At 70.0% G+C, this 21,353-nt stretch carries 21 protein-coding genes; 11 read left to right on the top strand and 10 right to left on the bottom strand.

Going from position 1 to position 21,353, the window contains the following annotated elements:
* Positions 1–380 precede the first annotated feature (380 nt).
* On the top strand, positions 381–650 hold the full coding sequence (locus OG711_RS05115; protein ID WP_266505760.1) for a hypothetical protein: 270 nt from the start codon (positions 381–383) through the stop codon (positions 648–650).
* A gap of 47 nt (positions 651–697) precedes the next feature.
* On the opposite strand, the gene OG711_RS05110 is transcribed toward OG711_RS05115, so the two are convergent.
* Positions 698–1,732, bottom strand: a complete 1,035-nt coding sequence (locus OG711_RS05110; protein ID WP_329558530.1) for a GAF and ANTAR domain-containing protein — start codon at positions 1,730–1,732, stop codon at positions 698–700.
* Positions 1,733–2,147: 415 nt separating this feature from the next.
* Here OG711_RS05110 and OG711_RS05105 point away from each other — a divergent pair, with 415 nt between their 5' ends.
* A complete protein-coding gene (locus tag OG711_RS05105) occupies positions 2,148–2,651 on the top strand; it encodes an STAS domain-containing protein (protein WP_266505755.1) in 504 nt (167 codons plus the stop codon).
* Positions 2,652–2,831: 180 nt separating this feature from the next.
* Here the strand turns inward: OG711_RS05105 and OG711_RS05100 are convergent, their stop codons facing one another.
* The 5 genes from OG711_RS05100 to OG711_RS05080 all read right to left on the bottom strand — a co-directional run bounded on the left by OG711_RS05100 (position 2,832) and on the right by OG711_RS05080 (position 8,242).
* A complete protein-coding gene (locus OG711_RS05100; RefSeq protein ID WP_073787753.1) occupies positions 2,832–3,281 on the bottom strand; it encodes an SRPBCC family protein in 450 nt (149 codons plus the stop codon).
* 228 nt (positions 3,282–3,509) lie between these two features.
* Positions 3,510–4,856: a hypothetical protein gene (locus tag OG711_RS05095; RefSeq protein ID WP_329558529.1), complete on the bottom strand. Its 1,347-nt coding sequence runs from the start codon at positions 4,854–4,856 to the stop codon at positions 3,510–3,512.
* Positions 4,840–6,318 carry an amidase family protein gene (locus tag OG711_RS05090; RefSeq protein ID WP_245876757.1) on the bottom strand — a complete coding sequence of 493 codons (1,479 nt, stop codon included), beginning with the start codon at positions 6,316–6,318 and terminating at the stop codon, positions 4,840–4,842. Before OG711_RS05090 ends, OG711_RS05095 begins: the two co-directional genes overlap by 17 nt.
* A gap of 103 nt (positions 6,319–6,421) precedes the next feature.
* The gene (locus OG711_RS05085; RefSeq protein ID WP_329558528.1) at positions 6,422–7,861 is read right to left on the bottom strand and encodes a condensation domain-containing protein; all 1,440 of its coding nucleotides are present in this window, start codon (positions 7,859–7,861) and stop codon (positions 6,422–6,424) included.
* A gap of 9 nt (positions 7,862–7,870) precedes the next feature.
* The gene (locus OG711_RS05080) at positions 7,871–8,242 is read right to left on the bottom strand and encodes an ectoine synthase (RefSeq protein WP_245876756.1); all 372 of its coding nucleotides are present in this window, start codon (positions 8,240–8,242) and stop codon (positions 7,871–7,873) included.
* Between the two features lie 207 nt (positions 8,243–8,449).
* On the opposite strand from OG711_RS05080, the gene OG711_RS05075 reads away from it, so the two are divergent.
* The 3 genes from OG711_RS05075 to OG711_RS05065 all read left to right on the top strand — a co-directional run bounded on the left by OG711_RS05075 (position 8,450) and on the right by OG711_RS05065 (position 13,382).
* Positions 8,450–9,553, top strand: a complete 1,104-nt coding sequence (locus tag OG711_RS05075; protein ID WP_329558527.1) for a sugar phosphate nucleotidyltransferase — start codon at positions 8,450–8,452, stop codon at positions 9,551–9,553.
* Positions 9,550–11,064, top strand: coding sequence for a class I adenylate-forming enzyme family protein (locus OG711_RS05070; RefSeq protein WP_329558526.1), 1,515 nt, complete (start codon positions 9,550–9,552; stop codon positions 11,062–11,064). Before OG711_RS05075 ends, OG711_RS05070 begins: the two co-directional genes overlap by 4 nt.
* Positions 11,065–12,389: 1,325 nt before the next feature.
* Positions 12,390–13,382: a fatty acid desaturase family protein gene (locus OG711_RS05065; protein ID WP_329558525.1), complete on the top strand. Its 993-nt coding sequence runs from the start codon at positions 12,390–12,392 to the stop codon at positions 13,380–13,382.
* Positions 13,383–13,634: 252 nt separating this feature from the next.
* Here OG711_RS05065 and OG711_RS05060 read toward each other — a convergent pair whose 3' ends face one another.
* On the bottom strand, positions 13,635–14,555 hold the full coding sequence (locus tag OG711_RS05060; RefSeq protein WP_073786811.1) for an isopenicillin N synthase family dioxygenase: 921 nt from the start codon (positions 14,553–14,555) through the stop codon (positions 13,635–13,637).
* Positions 14,556–14,780: 225 nt separating this feature from the next.
* Between OG711_RS05060 and OG711_RS05055 the strand changes: the two genes are divergently transcribed.
* The 4 genes from OG711_RS05055 to OG711_RS05040 all read left to right on the top strand — a co-directional run bounded on the left by OG711_RS05055 (position 14,781) and on the right by OG711_RS05040 (position 18,301).
* The gene (locus tag OG711_RS05055; RefSeq protein ID WP_237543311.1) at positions 14,781–15,740 is read left to right on the top strand and encodes an ABC transporter ATP-binding protein; all 960 of its coding nucleotides are present in this window, start codon (positions 14,781–14,783) and stop codon (positions 15,738–15,740) included.
* A gap of 2 nt (positions 15,741–15,742) precedes the next feature.
* Positions 15,743–16,501: an ABC transporter permease gene (locus OG711_RS05050; RefSeq protein WP_266505735.1), complete on the top strand. Its 759-nt coding sequence runs from the start codon at positions 15,743–15,745 to the stop codon at positions 16,499–16,501.
* A 10-nt stretch (positions 16,502–16,511) separates the two neighbouring features.
* Entirely contained in the window at positions 16,512–17,315 is an 804-nt protein-coding gene (locus tag OG711_RS05045) for an ABC transporter permease (RefSeq protein ID WP_073786805.1), read from the top strand.
* Positions 17,316–17,557: 242 nt separating this feature from the next.
* Positions 17,558–18,301, top strand: a complete 744-nt coding sequence (locus tag OG711_RS05040) for a class I SAM-dependent methyltransferase (RefSeq protein WP_329558524.1) — start codon at positions 17,558–17,560, stop codon at positions 18,299–18,301.
* 211 nt (positions 18,302–18,512) lie between these two features.
* Here the strand turns inward: OG711_RS05040 and OG711_RS05035 are convergent, their stop codons facing one another.
* The 3 genes from OG711_RS05035 to OG711_RS05025 all read right to left on the bottom strand — a co-directional run bounded on the left by OG711_RS05035 (position 18,513) and on the right by OG711_RS05025 (position 20,219).
* Positions 18,513–18,788 carry a hypothetical protein gene (locus tag OG711_RS05035; RefSeq protein ID WP_073786801.1) on the bottom strand — a complete coding sequence of 92 codons (276 nt, stop codon included), beginning with the start codon at positions 18,786–18,788 and terminating at the stop codon, positions 18,513–18,515.
* 283 nt (positions 18,789–19,071) lie between these two features.
* Entirely contained in the window at positions 19,072–19,812 is a 741-nt protein-coding gene (locus OG711_RS05030; RefSeq protein ID WP_329558523.1) for a class I SAM-dependent DNA methyltransferase, read from the bottom strand.
* A gap of 59 nt (positions 19,813–19,871) precedes the next feature.
* Positions 19,872–20,219 (bottom strand): VOC family protein, encoded by a 348-nt coding sequence (locus tag OG711_RS05025; RefSeq protein WP_266510160.1) that lies wholly within the window; start codon positions 20,217–20,219, stop codon positions 19,872–19,874.
* A 191-nt stretch (positions 20,220–20,410) separates the two neighbouring features.
* Here OG711_RS05025 and OG711_RS05020 point away from each other — a divergent pair, with 191 nt between their 5' ends.
* Positions 20,411–20,773 (top strand): helix-turn-helix domain-containing protein, encoded by a 363-nt coding sequence (locus tag OG711_RS05020; RefSeq protein ID WP_329558522.1) that lies wholly within the window; start codon positions 20,411–20,413, stop codon positions 20,771–20,773.
* Complete coding sequence (locus OG711_RS05015) at positions 20,662–21,267, top strand: MmyB family transcriptional regulator (RefSeq protein WP_329558521.1); 606 nt, start codon at positions 20,662–20,664, stop codon at positions 21,265–21,267. Before OG711_RS05020 ends, OG711_RS05015 begins: the two co-directional genes overlap by 112 nt.
* Positions 21,268–21,353: the final 86 nt, after the last annotated feature.

The following is a 21,353-nucleotide window of genomic DNA, read 5'->3' as shown; positions in this document are numbered from 1 at the left end:
CCACCCGCACGCGGCCCGGGAGCCACGGGCGGCTCGGGAGCCCCCGGGTCCGGCGAGCGGACCGCGTCGGCGGCCGGACAGGGCGTGGCCTCAGGACGGGGGAGCGGCATCCCCACACCCTAGGACGGCTCCCGCCCCGGCCGGACGGCGGCCCGCGGCCCGGACGGCGGCCCGCGGCCCGGACGGCGGCCCGCGGCCCGGTCACGTGACCCGCCACCCCGGAACGACCCGGACCGGAAGGCATGGCCGAGGGGGAGCGGGGCAGGCGGGGCGGAACGGAGAACGGCCGTTCGGGACCGGTCCCGCCCGCAGGGGCCGGGACGCCGTACATATCGGCACGGCGGTGCCCGTCGGCCGGGCCACAGGAAGGTGACCCACGCATGAGCGACCAGGAACGGACGAGCGACCGGGAAGAGCCGAGCGACCGGGCGGAGGGCGACAAGCCGAAGGTGCCGCTGCCCCGCGACCCCGAGGACCAGCAGGCGGACGGCGACCACGACGACGACCCGCTGGCGATCATCGCCCCCGACGGACCGGAGCAGGACGAGGACCCCCCCGGCACCGACGCAACCGGCCCGGAACCCGAGGACGACCCCCGGGACGGCCGCGTCCACCCCGAGCACCCCGTTCCCGACGAACCGACGGGCTGACCCGCCGGACCGCCGCCCGCGCCCGGCGGGCGGCACAGCGCCGGACGCTACGGCCGCACGCCGTCCGTCCGGCCGTCCGTCCGGCGCCGGGCGGAGTCCTCCGCCGCCGGTCCCGGGGCGGCCCCGGAGGACGCCGATGACGGCGGCCCGGCGGAGGCCGCACCGCTCGCTCTCCTGTGCAGGTCCTCCAGCGCGTCCAGAACGGTGGTGCGCCGGTACCAGGACAGCCACCGGCCCACCGCCGTACCCGTCTCCCGCAAGGCACCGATGCGCGCCGCGCTGAAATCGTTCAGCGGACGCTCGTGATGGGAGGAGATCATGCCCAGCGGGACCCCATGGGGGTCGACCAGCGGGACGCTGTGACAGGCGCGGCTCCCGGCCCGCAGGATGACCCGCCGCGATTCCTCGTCGAACAGGTCCGCGGTGCTCACATCGCGGACGGTGACCTGCCGCCGCTGCTCCGCCGCGTACCCGCAGGACGTCGCCGAGTTCGGACTGCCGACGAAGGCGAAGAAGTCGGTGAACTGCCGGTCCAGACCGGTGTGCCTCTCCAGTCTGAGGACGCCGTTCCCGGCCGCCAGCTGGACATTGCCCATGTCCGTCTCCGTGACGTCCAGGACCCGCCGCATCGCGGCCTTCAGCACCTCGGGCAGCCGCACGGGACGATCCTGGTCGATCCCCAGCAGCGGCAGAGGCGGCGGGGCGCTCCGGCCCCGGCCGGGGAACCACAGATCCGCCCCGGGACCGGGGCCGGGCACGCGCACCACCGCGTCGGCGAGGGTATGCATCTTGATGTTGAGGCGCTGCGAGGTCTCCCGCAGCAGGTCGAACGCCGTCTGCGCGGAGGCGAGACGGTAACGCTCCAGCAGGACGTCCTGCGCCGCCGATATCGCGTCGCGGGCCAGCAGACGGTTCCGTGACCCGGCGTCCGACTCTGCGGGCTGAACGGTCCCGTCCCGCTGATCCCGCTGTTCATCCGCGGGAACAGCGGCAACACCGGGAACAGCGGCAACTGCGGGTACACCGGGTACACCGGGAACAGCGGGGTGATTGTGCGGGCTCTCCCGCATTTCCATATGCATAGCTCGGTCGCTCCACGGGACGCAAGACAACTCTTCATCGCGGCCGGAGGCCAGTGCGCAGCCTGCCACGGTAATCCCCCGTTTCCCAAGCATGGGCCGGAACGTCCCGACCCAAACGCGCGCGGAGCGGGCCGAGATGCGTGCGAGGGCGTCCGCGGGGTCGCCGGGCACCCACGGGAGGATGGGTTTGCCGGGGTGGGACCCGGGCAGATTCGGAACACGTGCTTCGGAAAGCAGGCACACCTGCGGGGCCGGACCGGACGGTCCGCCCGGTGAACGGACGAGCCCTCGTACCGCGACAGGCGCTCCCCTTCACCCTGCCCCCGTAACGTGACCCTGTTCTGCCTGGAGCCGGCCCCATGAGAACTCCCCGCGCCGCGCTGTGCACCCGTCCCCGCCGCACCCGGGCGGACGCGTGATCCGGCGCCCGGTCTTCGCGCACCGGACGACATTCGCCCCGGGGCGGACGGCGGACGCGCAATGGGCCACCATCCGTCTGTCGGGAGAACTGGACCTCGAATCGGGTGCGGAGTTCGACACCGTGGTCGAGCTCAACCTGGCCTGCCGTCCGGCGGGTATCCGGGTCGACCTGACCGCCCTGCGGTTCATGGACTGCGCCGGGCTGCGGCACCTGGAGAGCGCGGCCGAAGCGGCGGCCCGGGCCGGCGTGCCCTTCTCCCTCTGCGGTACCCGACAGCCCCTCATCGACCGGCTCATGCGGCTGACGGGCTCCCCTCTGCTGTCCGCCACCGGAGGAGGCGACTGCGGCATCCGCGGGGGCCCGGCCCCGGCCGGGGCCCGGCTGAGCGAGGTGCTGCACGGCTACTGGGAACGCGTCCTGAGGATGTCCATGCTCACGGTCGCCGGTGGCACCATCCTCAGTTCGCTCCTCGTGGCCGCCCTGGTCCAGGCCGACTGAAGGACGGCCGCCGGAGCAGGCCGACCGGAGGACGGCGCAGGACGGCGGCCCCCGGGAGGCGCGCGCCCGTACGGCACACACCTGAGGGCCCGGCCGCGCCCCCGGGGGAAGGGGCGGGCCGAGCCCTCAGGACCGGGCGGGGACGCGGCGTTCACCGGTGTCCCCGCCGGGGTCAGGCGGTCAGGCGGTGCCGCGCCAGGCGCCGGTCTCGGTGCCGCGCGCCTCGATGAACTCCTTGAAGTTCTTCAGATCGCCCTTGGCCTGGCGGCGGACGAAGCCGAGCTTGTCGCCGACGGTGTCGGTGATGCCCTGCGGATCGTGGTCGAGCTGGAGCATGACCTTGGTCCGGGTGTCGTCGAGCCGGTGGAAGGTGACCACCCCGGCCTGACGGATCTCACCCGCCACCGTGGTCCAGGCGACCCGCTCGTCGGGCCGCTGCTCGGTGATCTCCGCGTCGAACTCCCGGCTCACCCCGTCCACCTTGGTGACCCAGTGCGTCAGCGTGGACGTGAGCTGCTCGATCCGTTCCACCGCGTCCATGAATCGCGGGAACTCCTCGAACTGCGTCCACTGGTTGTAGGCCGTGCTCACCGGGACGGCGACCTCGACGGATTCCTCGATCTTCGACATCATCGCTCCCTTTGCGTCGTCGTTCCGAACGTGTGACAGACGATCGGGTACCCGGCCGATCGCCTCCCACACCCCGGCCGACGCCGCCGGGTCAGGGAACCCGTCCCGCGACGATCTGGGGCACCGCCGTCAGGCCGGGACCCCTCGACCACGCGAGACCCGTAGCCCACGAGACCCGTAGCCCACGAGCCGCGACGACCACGAGCCGCGCCGCCCCGGTCGCCGCCGCTACGAGCGGCTGCCCGCGGTCGGCCTGCTGAAGGGGGCTCCGGCCTCGGCCATGGCGGCGTTGACGGCCCGGTGCGCCTCGCTGCCGACGCGCTCCGCCTCCGCCGCGCTCTCGGCGCACACGATGATGCCCAGCGAAGGCCGGTGCCGGGCCAGCGCGCGGACGGTCGTCGGATAGGCGCGGACGCCCTTCGCCCACAGTTCCTCGAACACCGGGCGGATGTGTTCCGTGTACGAGGCGATACCGGTGAGCCGCAGGGGCAGGGCGTCATGGCTGTAGACGGCCGGGCTGTCGTCGGCCCAGCGCTCCGCGAGCGCGATCCCGTGCATGGCACCCGTACGGCGGGCGTTGATCTCGGTGACGTAGAGCTCTCCGTCGGCACCGAGCAGGCAGTCGAGCGAGAACCAGCCCCGGTACCCGAGGGACCGGACGAACGCGTGGACGGTGGTGCTCAGCTCGGCGAGCCGTTTCTCCAGAGCGGGTTCGAGGACACCGGGGCCGAGGGTCAGACTGCGGTACCGCAGTCCGTCGACGCCGAGCATGCTGTACTCCAGCCGCGGCTCCTCGTCGTCATCGACGAGGATGTCCACCGCCGGACAGTCGGCCGCGTGCTCGACGTAGTCCTGCACGGTCAGCGGGAAGGTGCCGAAGAAGGGTTCGCGTCTCATCGTCTCCCAGAAGCGGGCCATCCCGTCGCCCTCGCTCCGCGCGAGGGCGGAACCGTAGCCGCCGACGCCGTACATGCTCTTCACCACGGCCCGCCCGCCGCCGCCCGCGATCGCCGTGACCGCGCCCTTGAGCTGGTCCCAACTGGCGACCGAGATACCCCGCGGCACCCGGAACCCCGGGATGTGCGTGGCGAGATCGGTGCAGCTCAGCTTGGATTCCAGGTACTCGCACGACCAGTAGTGCCGGGATTCTGCGATGTCCAGCAGGACTTCCCGCCCCTGGCTGCGGAGCACCGAGGCCAGCGCGTACAGCTCGGGTGCCGCCCCCCACGACACGAACCGCACCACGCGCGCTCCGCTGGTCGCCTCGTACAGCGCGGCGAGTGCCCGGTCGTCCTCCAGGAGGTCGTGGACCAGCCGTCCGGTGGTCGGCGCCGGTGAGACGACCGGGGGAACGGAGCCGCCGAGACCGGCGTGGACATCGGCGAGCCACTCCGGCGAGTAGCCGGCCGGGAGCACGAGCACACGGTTCTCGTCGCTCCAGAAGACGCACTGGTCGGCGAGGTTCGTACCGTGCTCCAGGAGGTCGCGTTCCACCCCCGGGTCGAGATCCAGGAGCGGGCGTTTCAGATTGAACTCGACGATGTTCGGGATGACCAGGTCAATGGTCTCGGGCATGCTCTTCCGCCTTCCCAGACGTACTGCGCGAGAGGGGTACGAGGACCGGGGGCCGGCCGAGGGGCGGCAGCGCCTGTTCCAGGGTCCTGGCGAGCGCGAGCGTGGTGCGGTCACCGAGATACGGCCCGGCGACCGCCACACCGACCGGCAGTCCGCGGCCGGTCCGCCCGGCGGGGACCACCGTCGAGGGCAGATGGCACACACCGGTCAGCCCGGCCCAGACGATCTGGTCCCAGTAGGGACGGCGACCGCCGTTCACCAGGATGTCCCGTTCGGCGAAGGGACGGTGGTCGTGCGGCTGCGCCGCGGTCGGGGCCACCGGAAGCAGGATCGCGTCGTACTCCTCGAAGAACCGCCCCCAGCGGAGCTGCATCCTGGCCCGGGCGGCATCGGCGTCCGCCCAGGCCCGATGGGTCTGCCCGACGTGCTCGGCACCGAGATCCGCGCCCGGGACCCCTTCGCCGCGGACGATCCCCTCGGCGTCGCGCACCGAGTAACGGCCGAACGCGACCGGCGCGAGCAGCGCGCGGAAGACCCGGTCGCTCGCGTCCAGCCGGATGCCCTTCGGGGTGGCCCGCTCCACCACGGCACCCGTGTCGGCCAACCGGTCCGCCACGTCTTCGAGCACCCGGCGGACCTCCGCGTCCACCGGGCAGTACGGGTCGTCGAACCAGACCGCCACCCTCCTGACCGGGCGGGCCGGCGGCAGTTCGAGCCGCCAGGCGGGCGCGTCATGGGAGTCGGGCCCCGCGACGGCGTCGAACACGGCGCTCAGATCGTCCGCGGTACGGGCGAGCGGACCCACGACGGTCAGATCGGGGACCGTATGGGCGAACGGCAGCGGCGGGACATGCCCGTACGTCGGCACCGTACGGAAACTCGGTTTGTGCCCGAAGACACCGCAGTGCGACGCGGGAACACGGATCGAACCGGCGACGTCGGAGCCCAGCTCGACCGGGGTGAACCCGGCGGCGACCGCCCCCGCCGACCCCCCTGAGGAACCTCCCGTGGAGAAGCCGGTCCCCCATGGGTTGCGCGCCGTGCCGAACAGCTCGTTGTACGCCTGCACATCGCCGGAGAACTCTGGCAGATTCGTCTTGCCGAAGACGACACATCCCGCCCGGCGCAGCGCCGCCACCGCGTCGGCGTCACGGACGGGCACATGGCCGGACAACGCGGCGGCGCCGCCGGTGGTACGCAGACCGGCGGTCGCGAAGCAGTCCTTGACCGTCATGGGGACACCGTGCAGGGGCGGCAGCAGATCACCGCGCGCGGTCGCCGCGTCCGCCTCCTTCGCGTCGGACATCGCCTGCTCGCTCAGGGTCACGACCAGCCCCAGCCCGGGGTTGTGCCGTTCGACCGCGGCGAGGAGCGCCGCAAGGTACTCCCGCGCCGAGACCTCCCGCGCGGCGATCGCCTTGGCGGCTCTGACCGCCGGCCACCAGCACAGCTCCTCGTCCACGCCCAACGCGCCACCACCTCTTGTCGTCGGGGCCCCGCCCCCGGGCCCTGGGACCGGCCGGTCCGCCCCCGACGGCTCCCGAGGGGGAGCCGGCCGGCTCCCGCTACGCATGGAGACGAGGTGAGCGCCAGGTGTCGTCCGCCACGGCCGCCCCGGCGACCGCGGCGCAGTCCGCGAGCGACATCTCGTCCGCGACGAGGGACACGAGCAGCCGTTCGACGGCCAGGAGGAAGGCCCGTACGTCGTCCGGGGACAGCACCTGGGGCTGCGCGCCGAGGACGAGCCGGACGCGGTCGGGCACGTCGTCGTGGACCACCAGGAAGAAGCGCTCCGCCTCGTGGAGGTCGTCGTCCTCGATCGTGCTCAAGGCCATGGCCGCACGGATCTCCGCCGGTGTCGCGGGACTCGCCCCCGGCCGGTCCTCCCGGACGGCCCGTGCGTCGTTGAAGCAGCACGACAGATCGATGTGCTCGCCGCGTGCGCGTTCGTGCCCTTGGACGACACGCTCGGCCTGGTCGGGGTCGTACAGACCGTTGGCGTACGCCCGCATCGCCGCGACACGCGCCGAGCGCACCACGTCGGCGACGGTCTCCCCGCTCAGGTCGACGGTCACGGGCACCTCCTGATGCAGATTGGCCACCGTGCCGCGCAGTACTCCCTCGGTGCGGTTGGCCGCGAGGAGCCGCAGCCCGCACCGCCGAAGACCGCCGTGCCGCCCCAGGAGCACCGACACCACGGCGAGCAGCACCGCCGAGCTGCCGGCCCGGTAGCGCTCGGCGAGCACCGGCAGCGCCAGCGCGACCGCCCGTGACTCCAGGACAGCGCTGTGGAAGGGCGGCAGAGCGGATTCCGGCACCGCGGCCGCACCGGGGAACATCGTCGCGGGCATCCCCGCCAGCTGTTCGTCCCAGTAGCGACCGGCACGTGCCAGCAGACGCAGGCCCCGCTCGGAGCCCTCGAACGCCGCCTGTTCCAGGGGCTGCCGGAACTCGGGCGGCGGATCGGCGGCGCGGCCCTCCGCGCGGGCGGCCGACAGCCGTGCGATCTCCGCTTCGAGGACCCGCAGCCCCATCAGGTCCGCCGCCATATGGGAGACACAGAGGGCGACCTGGACCGGTTCGCCGTCCCGGCACACGATCGCGGCCCGGAACGGCAGATCCACGGCGTGGTCGAACGCGACGCGACGGGTGTCCTCGCCCCACGCGTCGATGACACGCCACACATCCGCCTCGTCGGCGGCCTTCACGGTCCCGACCGTGAAGGACCCCGACCGGATCACCCGCTGGCGCAGCCCGCCGTCCCCGCCGACCTGGTAGACCGTACGCAACGACTCATGGCGGCCGACCAGTTCGCCCAGCACCTCGCGCACATCGGACAGCGTGCCGCCGGGCGGCAGAGCGGCCCAGTGGATCTGGTTGTAGAACGCGGAGTCCGGCATCCGCTGCTGGATCAGATTCCACATATGCCGTTGCGCGCATGTCGACGGACCGGCGGCGAACCGCCCGCCGGTGAAGGCCACTTCACACTGGATCGTTTCAGCCACGGCCGTCCCCTAGTAACTCGAATGCACACCGGGCGTGAGCAGGTGTGTCTCCGATCCGTGCAAGGCCGGCGAGAAGACGCACATCAGCGTCATACCGTGCTGCGAGCGCAGCACATGCGGTTCACCGACACCGGGGGCGTACAGCGTTCCGGGCTTTATCTCGAAAACGCCGTCCTCCGTCTCCACGGAACCGGAGCCGCTCACGCAATAGCAGACCTCTTGGTGGTTGTCGTACCGCAGATACGACTCGCTGCCGGGCTGTACATATGTCTCGGTCAGGCTGAACCCCAAATTATCCGCCTGAACGAGAAGTCGTCTGCTCGTCCCGTTACCCCAGTCCACGTCGCATTCGCTTCCCACGACTTCTTCAACCGAGCGCACCAGCAAGGTTCACCTGCCCAGGATTTGGATTTTCTGCGAGGGTCGGCGTCGAGTCTATGGAATGCGGTACGAGTAAATCCACGGACTCTACGGGCATGGCCACCTGGCTAGGCCTGCCGGGGCGGCCGTTTGAGCCTTCCCCCAACCGGGTCCCGCCTCTGAGGCTTGATCCCGCCGCGATGCCGATGGCGGCACAGGGAGGCTCTCGTGCGAGCGATCATCCTGACCGGAGGGAAGGGGACACGCCTCCGGCCATACACCGAAAACCGGCCCAAAGGTCTGCTCCAGCTGAGTCGGTACTCCATCCTCGAAGTCATCATCCGCAGGCTCCGAGGCGCCGGATTCAGCCATATCACCTTGTGTGTCTCCCACTTGGCGGACCAGATCAGGGCCGAGTTCGGCGACGGGGCGACGCTCGGCGTCCGCATCGACTACAGCACCGACCCGCGGCCCCTGGGGACCGCGGCGCCACTGGCCCAGGTCGCGGACTTCAACGAGCCGGCGCTGGTCATGAACGGCGACGTCCTGACCGCGCTCGACTTCGCCGAGCTCTACCGGGTGCACAAGGACAGCGGGGGAGTGCTGACCGTCGCGTCGTTCCGCCGCCCCATGCCGATAGGTTTCGGCGTTCTCGACATCCGGGGCGACCAGGTGGCCGGGATATGGGAGAAGCCGACGCTGCATCTCGATATCTCCGCGGGAATCTATGTGGCGGATCCGGCCGTACTCGAAGCGATTACCCCGGGGAAAGTCGTCGACATGCCCGACCTGGTGGGATCGATGATGGAAAGCGGCCGCCGGGTCCACGCCTATTCCTTCAGTGACCGATGGCATGACATCGGAACGCCCGAAAGGTACGAAGAGGCGCAACGCTGCTTCGCGGAGAACCCGGACCTGTATCTGCGCAACACCAGGACCCCGGACCGGAGCACACCCGAGGACCGTCCCGAAGGGGCGAGGCCACCGGAGCTCCGCCTGTACCCCAGCGACACATCGAGAGAGGCGAACGGGTCTGTGACGAACGACGATCCCGCGACGAACGACCTGCCTTCGCAGATCGCCCAGGACATGGGAACGGTCCTGGAGTGCCGGCCCCTGGGCCCCGCGGACGACTTCTTCCTCCTCGGCGGTGACTCGCTGCGTGCCGTCGAGCTGATCGCGCGGCTCACCGAGCGCTTCGAACCCGACGACGCCGTGGCGGCCGACCGGCTCCACGCCGAACTGCTGCTCGCGGTCTTCGACGACGCCAGCCCGGACGCCCTGGCCGATGTCGTCCGGTCGCACCACGCGGCAAGCCGGTCGGGCCGATGACCGACGGCGAGTCACCCCGACCGGCCGGGGGTTCCTCCGCGGCCCCCACCCTGACCGGCTGTCTGCGCGCCGGGGCCGAACGCGCCCCGGACGCGGTGGCCATCAGCACCCGGGGCAGCGCCGCCTGGCAGGACATGACCTTCGCGGAACTCCACGATGCCGCCCTGACCGCGGCGACGAACGCGACCGCCTGGGAACGCCCGGCGGGACCGGTGGTCGTCCTGGTGGACAACACGCCGACCTGCGTCGCGACCATGCTGGGGCTGTTCCTCGCCGGGGCCGACACCCTGCTCGTGGAACGCGAGAACTCGCACCTGATGGAGGCCCGCTCGGTCATCCACCGGCTGCCGCCGGCGGGTCTCGTCGGCCCGTCCGACATCTCGCCCGTTCCCGGTATCGCGCACCGCACGTTCGACGAGCTGGTGAGCGTCCCCGCCCCGTCGGGCACCGTGGTGCGACGGGAGGACCCCGCGACGGCGGTTCTCCAGCTCACCTCCGGCAGCACGGGAGAACCCCGCATCACCCGGCAGACACTCGGCAACACGCTCACCGGCGGTGCCCTGTACCGGGACATCCACCGGATCACCGCCGCCGACACGGTGCTGGCCATGGTGCCGCTGGCGCATTCCTTCGGCCTGGTGGGCGCGTTGGCGACGGCGCTGGTCTCCGGCGCCGGACTGCGGACCATGACCCGGTTCCGGCCCGGTGTGGTGCTGGAGGCCCTCGACGCGGGCAGCACGGTACTCCTGGGCACACCGCTGGTGTATCAGCTGATGACCCCCGTGCTGCCACGGACCGGACCGCGCGGGAAGGTACGGGTCGCCCTGTCCTCCGGCGGCCCCTTGACGAGCGACTCGGCGAAGGCCGCCGCCGCCCGGCTCGGAGTCCCCGTGCACCAGGTGTACGGCAGCACGGAGACCGGCCTGATCGCCTGTCGGCACGACCGCGACGAACCGTGGCCGGAGGACAGCGCGGGGGTCATGGCCCCGGGCGTCGACTGGCGGGTGCGGACCGGCTGCTCCCGCACGGCCGCCCACGGACGCGGCCATCTGCTGGTGCGCACCTCGACGATGTTCGAGGGCTACGAGGACGGCGGCGGCCCACCGTCGATGGAGGACGGCTACCTGGCCTGCGGAGACCTCACCGAGGTGGACGAGGACGGTCATGTCTTCGTCGTCGGACGCAAGGACGCGTTCGTGAACGTCGGCGGACGCAAGGTCAGCCCACGGCGGGTCGAGAACGTGGTCGCCGAACATCCCGGCGTCAGCGAGGTGCTGGTGTTCGGAGCACCCAGCCGGACCGGGGAGGAGGAGGTCCACGCGGCCCTGGTGCTCCGTCCGGACAACGACGCCGCGGATGTCCTCACCTTCTGCCGGGCCCGCTTGATGCCCTACGAGGTGCCGCACCGGGTGCACGTCCTCACCGCGCTGCCACGCACCGGCATGGGCAAGATCGACCGGCACCGGCTCCGGGAGACCGTGACAGCCGGCAAGGGGACGGCCACCGGCTGACCACGACGGTCGTCGGCCGGCAGTCCTCCGGCCGACGACCCGCCGGAGGACACCCGGGACAACGGCCGGGGCCGCCCGCCCACGGGCGTTGCTCACGGGCGTTGTTCACGACGCGGGCCATATACGAAACCGCGCGCGCCGGGGAGAGCGGATATCGAGCGTCTGGAATCATCGGTGGCCGCCCACATGCGGATGACCGGCGGAACCGCATTCATCCGGCCGCCTGTCGCCGATCTCTGCCATGGGCAATACCCTTGCCGCGTGCGCGGGAGCTCACGTAAAGAGTTCGGGCGAGATCTACGCGTTCCCGATGGATCACCGAGGAATCGCAATCCCGGGCTCGTGTAGCACGCTTGGGCGTCGGCACCGACCCGACGTCTTTTTCACGGGTGACGCGAGAGTGATTCGTTGACGAATTTCCGCGTGCCGAATCCGCTGCGCCATGACGGCGAGGTGTGTCAACGCCCGCGAGCGACATCCGACGACGCCGCGTGCGAGCGTGCCCCGGGCGCGAAGTCCGCGACCTCAGGACCACCGAAGCGCCGGGCGTCGGGCCCAGGAGGAGTCGCCCCCTTGCGGGGGCTGTCTTGTTTCCGCTGGTCGATGCCTTGCCAAGGCAGTCCAGCCCGGCGGCCCTCACCACGAGCCGCCCGGTGGTCGCCCCGTCTTCGCGCCGCCCGTGCGTCCCGGATCGTGCGACCCGGGAAGCGGACCCTGGTGGAGCGCGACGCCAGGAATTCACCGGGAAGAGGCGCTGGTCCGAGCGCCGGGGGCCCGGCGGGCGGGCCGAAGGCGGATGGGGGGTGTTGTTTCAGTTTCGAAATCTGTAGTTTGCGAGTGAGGCCGAAACGCGGACGCGGTGTTCGGAGGACGATTTGACGGTGGGTACGGCGCAACGGAGCGCCGATGGGCGTTTCGTGAGGGAGGCCCGCGGACCGTCGAGCGGATTCCGCGATCGTGTCGCGATACGCGGCGTCGATTCCAGTGCGGGCGAACCGGATCTGTCCGGTCGGCCCGGGACGGGAAAGCGACGCATACGCGGATGCTGAGACGTCTCAGCCGCAAGGCCCCTTTTGGTCGTGACTGGAACGAGTGACGGGTGACCCGTTATGGACGAAGCCTTTGCCGTCGATCTCCCGCCGGGCAAGGGGCTTCGTGGACGACAGTCGCGCCAGATCCCTCTCCCGGGCGCCCCGATGACGCACCGGGCCCGCCCCGGCCGGTATCGCCGTCCGGGTCACCACGCTCGTGTCCTCCTGGCTGAGGACACGGCCTGAACCATGGCCTCCGCCATGCGCTGCCTCGACCCTCTTGGAGGTTCAGGAATGACGATCTCGCAGGAGAACGTCCACCCCGACCGGAACGATGTCTTCTCCTCCGCCGAACTGCGCGAACTGACCCGCCGCTCCAGCGCGCTGGCCCTGCGCCGCGCGTCGGTGCACGTCCTGCTGTACGCGATCGCCGTGACAGGTGCTTTCGTCATCGACACCTGGTGGGCCACCGGGCTCAGCTGGGTGCTGGCCGGCTTCGTGGTCGCGTCGCTGCACAATGTGCTGCACTGCGCCTCGCACGGCACGTTCATGAACACATTCCGCGGGAATCAGCTCGCCGGACGGGTCGCCGGCACGTTCCTCGGTATGAACAGCGCCTTGTACCGGGTGTTCCATATGCATCACCACCGCAATACCCACACCGTCGAGGACCCGGAACCCGACGGCACCATCACCACTCTGGGCCAGTACGTCATGGCCATGCTGAACCTGGAGTACTTCCTGGGGTTTCTCCGGATGTCGGCGGCCTCGCTGTGGCACCGGTATCCCTACTTCGTCACCAGCGACCGGGCCCGCTCCGCCATCCAGCGTGACACCTGGATTCTCCTGGTGTGGATTCTCTCGATGACCGTCCTGACGGTCTTGTGGCCCATGGTGATGCTCACCCTGTACATCATGCCGACAGCCGTCGCCTGGATCGTGAACAATTTCGCCATCATGCCCGAGCACTACTACGCGGAGCGGTCCGACAACCCCTGGCGCAACACCAATTCGGTCTACACGCGGAGCAAGTGGTTCGGCTTCCTCAACTGGAACACGAACTACCACGCCGAGCACCACCTCTATCCCGGGATTCCCGCCTGGAATCTGCACGAGATCTCGAAGCGGGTGCGTGAACACCTCGCCTGCACCGAGACCTCCTACATCCGCTTCCACATCCGCGTGCTGTCCGATGTGCTCAGCGGCCGGGCGAAAGCGGACGCCCCCGAGCTGACCGAGGGCCGGGCGACGAGCTTCTACTACCCGCTGGAGAAGGCCGCCAAGTGATTCCGGCGGTACGGACCGGCCCAGGTCCGGACGGAGGTCCGGCCGACCCGACGGGTCGGCCGGACCTCCATCCGCCTGCCGGGGGCGCTTAGGGCTGTCCCGTAATCCCCGGCGGGCGCGCGAGGACAGCTACGGCACCTCGCTGCGTTGTCGGACCACCCGAATACACCCAGTACGAGGACGATCCTCCGCCTTGCGATGCACCGCATCTGACGCCGCACGCTGATCCACCGGGGATTACGGGGACAGCCCTTAGTCGGCGGTGATGGCGTTCAGCCGCTCGCGCAGGAATTCGTGCGCGTCGACACCCCGCACGTCCGTCCCCATGTCGCAGTCGTAGAAGTAGGCCAGCGACATCAGCTCCTCGCTGGGCAGATCCACCGGCGGCGGCAGCACCCGGTGTCTGCCGGCCCGCCAGCGGTTGTCCACCCAGCGGGCCATCAGATCCCCGATGTTCATGGTCAACGCGTCGGGGTCGTAGGGCGCGTCCTCCCAGCCGCCCTCGTCGGTGTGGACCTGTAGACCGCCGACTCCCAGCTGGCGGTCCAGCAGGGTCACGGTCCCGAAGTCCGTGTGCGGGCCGATCCGGAACTGCCCCGGCGCCGCGGGTCCGACCCGGTCCACGCCCGGGTACCAGTTGATGTTGAAGCCCCAGGTCGCCCGCTGGGTATGGGCCGTGAAGTGGTCCACCCCTTCGCCCAGCGCCACCCCGAGCACTTCCAGCACCCTGTTGGACACCTCGCGCATCTGGTCGAGGTACTTCTCCACCAGAGGCTGCAACCCGGGTGCCTCGTCGGGCCACACGTTCGGCCCGAACCACTCGTCGTCGATCGCGGGGTCACCTGTCGGATCGTTCGAGGCGAACGAGTACGACTCCTTGAGGTCCGGCGGGCCGTCCCCGCCCTCCGCGTACGCGTTGGCCTCGGCCTCGGGCCCCAGCCACCCGCGTCCGCCCACCTGCACCGCGTACGCCTGCTTGGCCGCCCGCGGGAGGTGGAAGAACTTCCGTGCCGCCGCGCGGATCTCCGCTCGTGGCCCGGCTCCGATACCGTGGCCCGTCACCAGGAGGAATCCCGCTGTACGCAGGGCCTCGTCAACCGTCTCGCCGATCGCGCGGCGGGATTCAGCACCGCCGTCGGCCCATAATTCGAGGTCAATGGTGGGAATTCGCATGGACACACTGTATGACCCCGTTCACCGGCCGAACAAGTAGGCCGTCACGATGTTGAATTCGCCGCCGTGACGCAGCGCTGAAATCCCGGGTGAACGCCTGTCGGCCTGCCCGCTCCGGGGCCGCTGAACCCCTGCGCCGGTGTGGACTGTTGTTTCGGGTCTGAAATCTGTAGGTTGCCGGTGAGGCCCGCCGCACAGGTGCGGGATTTTTCGGAGGACAGCGTGATGAATAGCGGACCCATGGGCGGTGATGACCGGGCTGGTCGCACCCTGGTGCGGGCCCGGAACCTGGTGAAACGCTTCGGCGATTTCACCGCGGTCGACGGCATTGAATTCGACTTACACGGAGGGGAGACCTTTGGCCTGCTGGGGCCCAACGGTGCCGGGAAAACCACGACCATGCGGATGCTGAGCTGTGTCAGCGCGCCCTCCGGCGGCGAACTGCGAATCCTCGACCGCGATCCGGCGCGGGAGCAGACCCGTATCCGCGAACGGCTGGGAATCTGCCCCCAGGCGGACAATCTCGATCTCGATCTGACAGTCGTCGAGAACATCACGACATACGCGCGGTATTTCGGCATGTCCCGGGGACGGGCCCGCGCCAGGGCGGCGGAGCTGCTGGAGTTCGCTCGGCTGGAGGACCGGGCCGGGGACCGGGTGCAGTCCCTCTCCGGAGGGATGAAGCGGCGGCTCACCATCGCACGGTCGCTGGCGAACGAACCCGACATCGTCCTGCTGGACGAGCCCACGACCGGGCTGGACCCCCAGGCCCGGCACCTGCTGTGGGAACGGCTGTTCCGGCTCAAGCAACGCGGCACGACACTGGTGATCAGCACGCACTACATGGAAGAGGCGGAGCAGCTGTGCGACCGCCTCGTGATCATGGACGGCGGCCGGATCGCCGCCGAAGGGTCACCGCGCGCGTTGATCGAGACCCATTCGAGCCCCGAGGTGGTCGAGTTGCGCTTCGGCTACGACGCGGCCGACACCTACGCGGGAAAGCTCGACGGCATCGGCGACCGCGTCGACCCGCTGGCGGACCGTGTCCTGGTCTACGCGCGTGACGGCGACGCGGTGGTCAACGAGGTCCACCGCCGCGGTCTCCAGCCGGCGAGTGTGCTCGTGCGCCGGTCCACGCTCGAAGACGTCTTTCTCCGGCTCACCGGCCGAGCTCTGGTGGAGTAGTGATGGTTCAGCCTTCGGTCGCCGTACTCGAACGGCACATGCTTCTGTACCGCCGGCTCTGGAAAGCGTCGGTGTTCTCCTTCTTCGCCCTGCCCTATCTGTTCCTGGTGAGCATCGGCGCGGGGGTGGGCGGATACGTCGGCGAGGTCGACGGGTTCGCCTACCTGGACTGGATCGCGCCGGGCATCCTGGCCGCGACGGTCTACCAGATCGCGGCCAACGAATCGACGTACGGTGTCTACACCGACTTCGAGTGGGTCGGCGGCTTCCACACCATGCGCGGCACACGGGTGTCGATCCGGGACATGATCGCAGGTTGGCTCATGTACGTGCTGGTCATGGTGACGATGGCCGTCGTCGCCTTCCTGGCCATCGCGTGGATGTTCGGCACGCTGCATTCACCATGGGTGTGGACCGTGCCCCTGATCTGCGCCTTGCTCGCGCTGGGCGCCGCGGGACCGACCATGGCGTTCGCCGCGTGCATCCGCAACGACGGATACTTCGAACTGCTGACCCGCTTCGTCGTCATCCCCACCACACTGTTCGCCGGCGTCTTCTTCCCCGTCAGTGAACTCCCCGAGGGCTTCCGTCAGCTCGCCTACGCGTCACCGCTGTGGCACGGCGTCGAGCTGTCCCGCGGCGCCATGCTGGGGACATCACCCGCCTGGCCGGTGGCCTGGCACATCGGATACCTGCTGCTCTGGGCTGTGGCGGGCTGGATCTGTGCCGAGGTGGCATTCCGCCGTCGGCTCGCAAGCTGAGGGAGTCGCGATGCTCACGAACGCGATCGCCGGTCGCTTCTCCGCAACCCGGTCCGCCGCGGTGGTGAAACGCAACGCGCGGGCCATGCAGACCGGGCCCTCGGCCTGGCTTCTCGTCCTGGCCGGCCTGGTCGAGCCATTGTTCTATCTGCTGTCCATCGGTCTGGGGGTCGGCAGTCTGATCTCGAAGGACATCGTCTACCGGGGCCACGAGGTCTCCTACCCCGACTTCGTCGCTCCCGCGATGCTCGCCACCTCGGCGATGACGGCGGCGTTCTCGACCACGACCTTCGCCTTCTTCGCCAAACTGCGGCAGTCCAAGGTCTACGAGGCGGTCCTTGTCACGCCCGTCCGCCCCCGTGAGGTCGCCGTCGCCGAAGTGGTGTGGAGCGCCATTCGCGGGACGGTGTACTGCGGTCTCTTCCTGATCGCGATGGTGCTGCTGGACACCGTCTCGGTCGGCTGGGCGCTGCTCGCCTTCCCCGCGTCCGTCCTGGCAGTCGTCGCGTTCGCGGCGATCGGCCTGGCGGCCAGCACGCTGATGCGCGGATGGCACGACTTCGACGCCCTCACCACGGCCCAGATGGCGCTGTTCCTGTTCTCCGGCACCTTCTCGCCCGCCGAGGACTATCCGGTCCCGGCGCAGATCCTGGTGGAACTCACGCCGCTGTACCACGCGGTCGAACTGATCCGCCGTATCTGCATCGGTGACCTGGCACCACAGTTGCTCTGGAACGCGGGCTACTTGGTGGCCGCCACCGGCCTGTGTCTGGTGTTCGCCGCCCGTCGTATCCACACCATCGTGTACGACTGAGCCGGCCGCGGCGCACCACGGGTACGCCGACCGGTCACCGACACGGGACGTGCGTCCGCCCACCGGCGGACGCACGTGCTGTGTGCCGCGCCCTCACGAAGTCGGCCTGCTCGTCGGCCACTTGTCTCCGGCACCGCGGTGGCTTCCGTACGTGAGGCTCGCCGCCCGGAGGACGCTGGCGCAACCCCGTCACCCCACCTACGGGCGGTGCCGGGACCTGGTCCGGTTCGCATACTGAGAGCATGGCCACCTACGACTCATTCGGTGCGACGTACGCCCATACACGTCGGCCCGATCCACGAATCGCCGCACAGATCCACGCCGCGCTCGGGGACGTCACCGACGTGATCAACGTCGGCGCCGGCGCCGGGTCCTACGAACCATCACGCACCACGCTCGCGGTCGAACCGAGCCAGGTGATGATCGCCCAACGCCCGCCCGGACTCGCGCCCGCCGTCCAGGCCGTAGCGGAACGCCTGCCGCTGCGGGACGACGCCGCCGACGCCGTGATGGCCCTGCTCACCGTCCACCACTGGAGCGACCTGGCCGCCGGGATCAGCGAACTGCGCCGGGTCGCCCGTAGCCGTGTCGTCATCCTGACGTGGGACCAGCGCGTCTTCCGGGAGCGGTTCTGGCTGCTCTCCGACTATCTGCCCGAGGCCGCCGCGTTCGAGGACACCCGCGCCGCCCCGACCGACCGACTGGCCGACCTGCTCGGCGGAGCGCGTCAGGAACCCGTCCTCATCCCGCACGACTGCGTGGACGGATTCGCCGCCGCCTACTGGCGCCGCCCCCACGCCTACCTCGACCCGGGGGTACGCGCGGGAATCTCGCTGCTCACCCAAGCCGACGAGGACACCGTCGCACCCGGTCTGGCCCGCCTCGCGAACGACCTGGAGACAGGCACCTGGCACACACAGCACGGCGAGCTGCTCACGCTCGACACCATCGATGTCGGCTATCGCCTGATCATCGCCGACAACTGACCCCGAAGGCGTCCGCGCCGTAACAGTGGGCGCGATGCGGGGAGTTCGTCCGAGAGACGGCATACCCGGTCGGACTGCTGTCGCCTCGTCATGGCGGCAGCAGTCCATCCTCACGGCAGGGCACACCGGGCAGCGGCACGACCCGGCGGCTGACGTCGTCCGGCCGTGGGTGCTGTGTGCCGGAGGGGCCGCGACCGGTGCTTCCGGGATGTCAGGGGCGCCAGATGGCCAGGTCGTACCGCTGGGTGGCCGCGTTCAAGGAGCAGGTGTAGTGGGACGCGCCGCCCCACCGGACGAACCAGTCGCCCGCGATGTTGCACTCGCCCCGGGAGGCGTAGTCGCCTCGGGGCACCCAGCTCGTCGGGCCGACCGCCGACTGCGCCGCGGCGGTTTGAGGGGCGGCCTGGGCCGTCGAAGCGGTCATGAGTCCGGCACCGGCCACGGCCGCCACGATGGCCACACTGGCGAACACCTTGCGAACAGACATGAGGTTGAGCCCTCCGTTGTCGTCCTCGCCGCCGGGGTCCCTGCCCTGGTGGCGAGAAGAACACTGTCCCCGTGCACCGAACGAATCAACAGGAAGCGCATGTTCCATGCTTGATTGGCTGATATGCGGATGATCCGGCCGATAATGTGCGTGTGAGGTGAAGGGGTGGGGTGCTTCTCGGGTGTCCGGCCTTGCCCTAGTCATCACAGCCGTCATGACGGCAGGTCGGGTGCGTTCGGTTCCGGATAGGTCCGGACCAATTCGGGCGGCGCTTGGCCCGTGATCAGGCCGGCTTGCGCCATACGGAGATGTGCTTGGCCGAATCCTGGGTGAACGGCGCTCCGTCCCAGTCCGCGACACGGCGTTCCGGTTCGAGCCCGGCGATACGTGCCATCAGGTCCAGCTCCGCCGGCCAGGCGTACCGGTGGCGGGAGTTGTCGCGGCGGTAGTGGCCGTCCTCGCCTTCACGGGTGAAGTGGTGCGAGACCAGGATCTGCTCGACGAGGTCGAAGGTGTCGAAGCCGAGATGCCGCTCGGACACGTCGAACGGCACCGCTACCTGGCCGGGCGGCAGAGACCGTAGGGGCGGTACACCCAGCTCGATGACGAACCGGCCGCCGGGTTCCAGATGGCGCGCGGCGTTGCGGAAGCACTCGACCTGCTCGTCCTGTGTCAGCAGGTTCGTGATGGTGTTGTAGACGAGATAGACCAGGGTGAACCCACCCGGGACGACGGTGGTGGCCATGTCCCCGACGAACACGGGGAGGGTGTCCTCGTCCACCTTGCGCCGTAGCACCGCCGTCATGTGCTCGGAGAGTTCGATGCCCACCACCGGTACGCCGCGTTCCCGGAGGGGAACGCCCACGCGTCCCGTCCCGATCGCGAATTCCAGCGCTCGGCCGTCCCCGGCGAGCTCCGCCAGGAACGCGAGGGCGGGTTGAAGAGCGGCAGGCGAGGAGGTTTCGGCCTCGTCCGTGTCGTAGCGGTCGGCGGTCGCGCGGTTCCACAGTTCGCTGCTGGTCACGGGCGGCTACTTTGCCGTGTGCCGAGTGGCGCTGTCGAAGCATTTATCCGCGTCGGCCGTCATCGGTGGCCCAGTACGTTGACCACCCGTCCGCTGGGGTCGCGGACGAAGAACCGCCGTACTCCCCACTCCTCGTCCTGCAAGGGATGCACGATCTCCGCGCCGCTCGCCCGCATGACCGCGTACGCCGCGTCGACGTCGTCCACCTCGACGCTCATGTCCGGCGTGACGGGCGCGGTCTTGTCGTCCGTCATGACGCTGATCTGCGCCGCTGGGGCGGACGGGGACGCGAGCGTCATGATCCAGCCGTGGTTCATGACCTCCTCGAAGCCCAGCAGGCCGTAGAACTCCTTGCTCTCCCGCGCGGCCTCCGACCGGATGTTGGGCACGACACGACGAACGGCCATCGACGACTCCAGACCAAGAACGAACACGGCTCTGTTTCCCCCAGAAGTACTACGGCGCGTCCGCCGCCGCACGTGACTTCGCCGTACGCACAGCTCGTTCGATGCGGGAAGGCCGGTGTCCGGACCGTGCTCGCCCGTAAGGCGCGCGGTGGCGACGGAACGGCCCCGGTGGGTGCACCTACCATGTGCGGATGGAAATCTCCCGGCTCCCGGCAGAGGCTCGGCGGCGGCGCAGTTCGGAGATTCGCGCGTTCCTGCGCTCGCGGCGGTCCCGGCTGACTCCCGAGGAAGTCGGCATGCCCTCGGGCGGCGGGCGTCGCAGCCCCGGCTTGCGCCGCGAGGAAGTCGCCGTGCTCGCCGGGGTGGGCGTGTCCTGGTACACCTGGCTGGAGCAGGGACGGGCCATCAATGTGTCGGCAGGGGTCCTGGAGCTGTCGCACGCGTGCTGCGGCTCACTCCCGCCGAGCGGGAACATCTCTACCTGCTCGCCGGGCAGAACCCGCCGCAGGCACCCGTGGGGGCCGGGCCGGTGCCTCCCGCGCTGCGGCGGGTGATCGACAGCTGGCTGCCGCGCCCCGCCTATGTCATCGACCGGCACTGGAACCTGATCGCGGTCAACCGTGCCGCCCGTCTGGTCTTCGGGTACGGCGACGGCGACCACAATTGCCTGGTCAGCTTCTTCGTCAACGTCCGCCACCGTTCCACGCAAGCCTGTTGGGAGGACGCGGCGCGGGCGATGGCCGGCCAGTTCCGGGCGGACGCCGCCCGCTACCCCGACGATGCGGAGTTCGAGCGGATGGCGGCTGAACTGTGTTCCGTCAGCCCCGAGTTCGCGGACGTCTGGGCCGGACACGACATCGGCAGCGCCGCCCAGGGCGTCAAGGTCATCGAACACCCCGGAGCCGGTCAACTGGCCTTCGAGTACACCACCTTGCCACTGCCGGACCTCCCCGGTCACCGACTGCTCCTGTACGTCCCCGCACCGGGCACCGGAACGGAGTCCCGGCTGGCGTCGCTGCTGAGCGGGTCGCAGTCGGCCGCCGACTGAGACAGGTGGTGTCAGACCCAGGTTCGCCCGACACTCCCGGGCCCGCGGGACCCGACCGAGGATCGCCGGTGTGTTCGACGGCGGCC

Origin of the sequence: Streptomyces uncialis, assembly GCF_036250755.1 — a bacterium.
Classification (GTDB): Bacteria; Actinomycetota; Actinomycetes; order Streptomycetales; family Streptomycetaceae; genus Streptomyces; species Streptomyces uncialis.
Note: the sequence above shows the minus strand (reverse complement) of the source record. Positions and strands in the feature narration are given on the sequence as shown.

What these genes read in the sequence shown, in the direction of transcription:
- OG711_RS05115 (WP_266505760.1), top strand. Translation starts at nt 381, where the DNA reads ATGAGCGACCAGGAACGGACGAGCGACCGGGAAGAGCCGAGCGACCGG.
- OG711_RS05020 (WP_329558522.1), top strand. Translation starts at nt 20,411, where the DNA reads ATGGAAATCTCCCGGCTCCCGGCAGAGGCTCGGCGGCGGCGCAGTTCG.
- OG711_RS05040 (WP_329558524.1), top strand. Translation starts at nt 17,558, where the DNA reads ATGGCCACCTACGACTCATTCGGTGCGACGTACGCCCATACACGTCGG.
- OG711_RS05070 (WP_329558526.1), top strand. Translation starts at nt 9,550, where the DNA reads ATGACCGACGGCGAGTCACCCCGACCGGCCGGGGGTTCCTCCGCGGCC.
- OG711_RS05065 (WP_329558525.1), top strand. Translation starts at nt 12,390, where the DNA reads ATGACGATCTCGCAGGAGAACGTCCACCCCGACCGGAACGATGTCTTC.
- OG711_RS05045 (WP_073786805.1), top strand. Translation starts at nt 16,512, where the DNA reads ATGCTCACGAACGCGATCGCCGGTCGCTTCTCCGCAACCCGGTCCGCC.
- OG711_RS05100 (WP_073787753.1), bottom strand. Translation starts at nt 3,281, where the DNA reads ATGTCGAAGATCGAGGAATCCGTCGAGGTCGCCGTCCCGGTGAGCACG.
- OG711_RS05055 (WP_237543311.1), top strand. Translation starts at nt 14,781, where the DNA reads ATGAATAGCGGACCCATGGGCGGTGATGACCGGGCTGGTCGCACCCTG.
- OG711_RS05110 (WP_329558530.1), bottom strand. Translation starts at nt 1,732, where the DNA reads ATGCATATGGAAATGCGGGAGAGCCCGCACAATCACCCCGCTGTTCCC.
- OG711_RS05060 (WP_073786811.1), bottom strand. Translation starts at nt 14,555, where the DNA reads ATGCGAATTCCCACCATTGACCTCGAATTATGGGCCGACGGCGGTGCT.
- OG711_RS05095 (WP_329558529.1), bottom strand. Translation starts at nt 4,856, where the DNA reads ATGCCCGAGACCATTGACCTGGTCATCCCGAACATCGTCGAGTTCAAT.
- OG711_RS05050 (WP_266505735.1), top strand. Translation starts at nt 15,743, where the DNA reads ATGGTTCAGCCTTCGGTCGCCGTACTCGAACGGCACATGCTTCTGTAC.
- OG711_RS05035 (WP_073786801.1), bottom strand. Translation starts at nt 18,788, where the DNA reads ATGTCTGTTCGCAAGGTGTTCGCCAGTGTGGCCATCGTGGCGGCCGTG.
- OG711_RS05025 (WP_266510160.1), bottom strand. Translation starts at nt 20,219, where the DNA reads ATGGCCGTTCGTCGTGTCGTGCCCAACATCCGGTCGGAGGCCGCGCGG.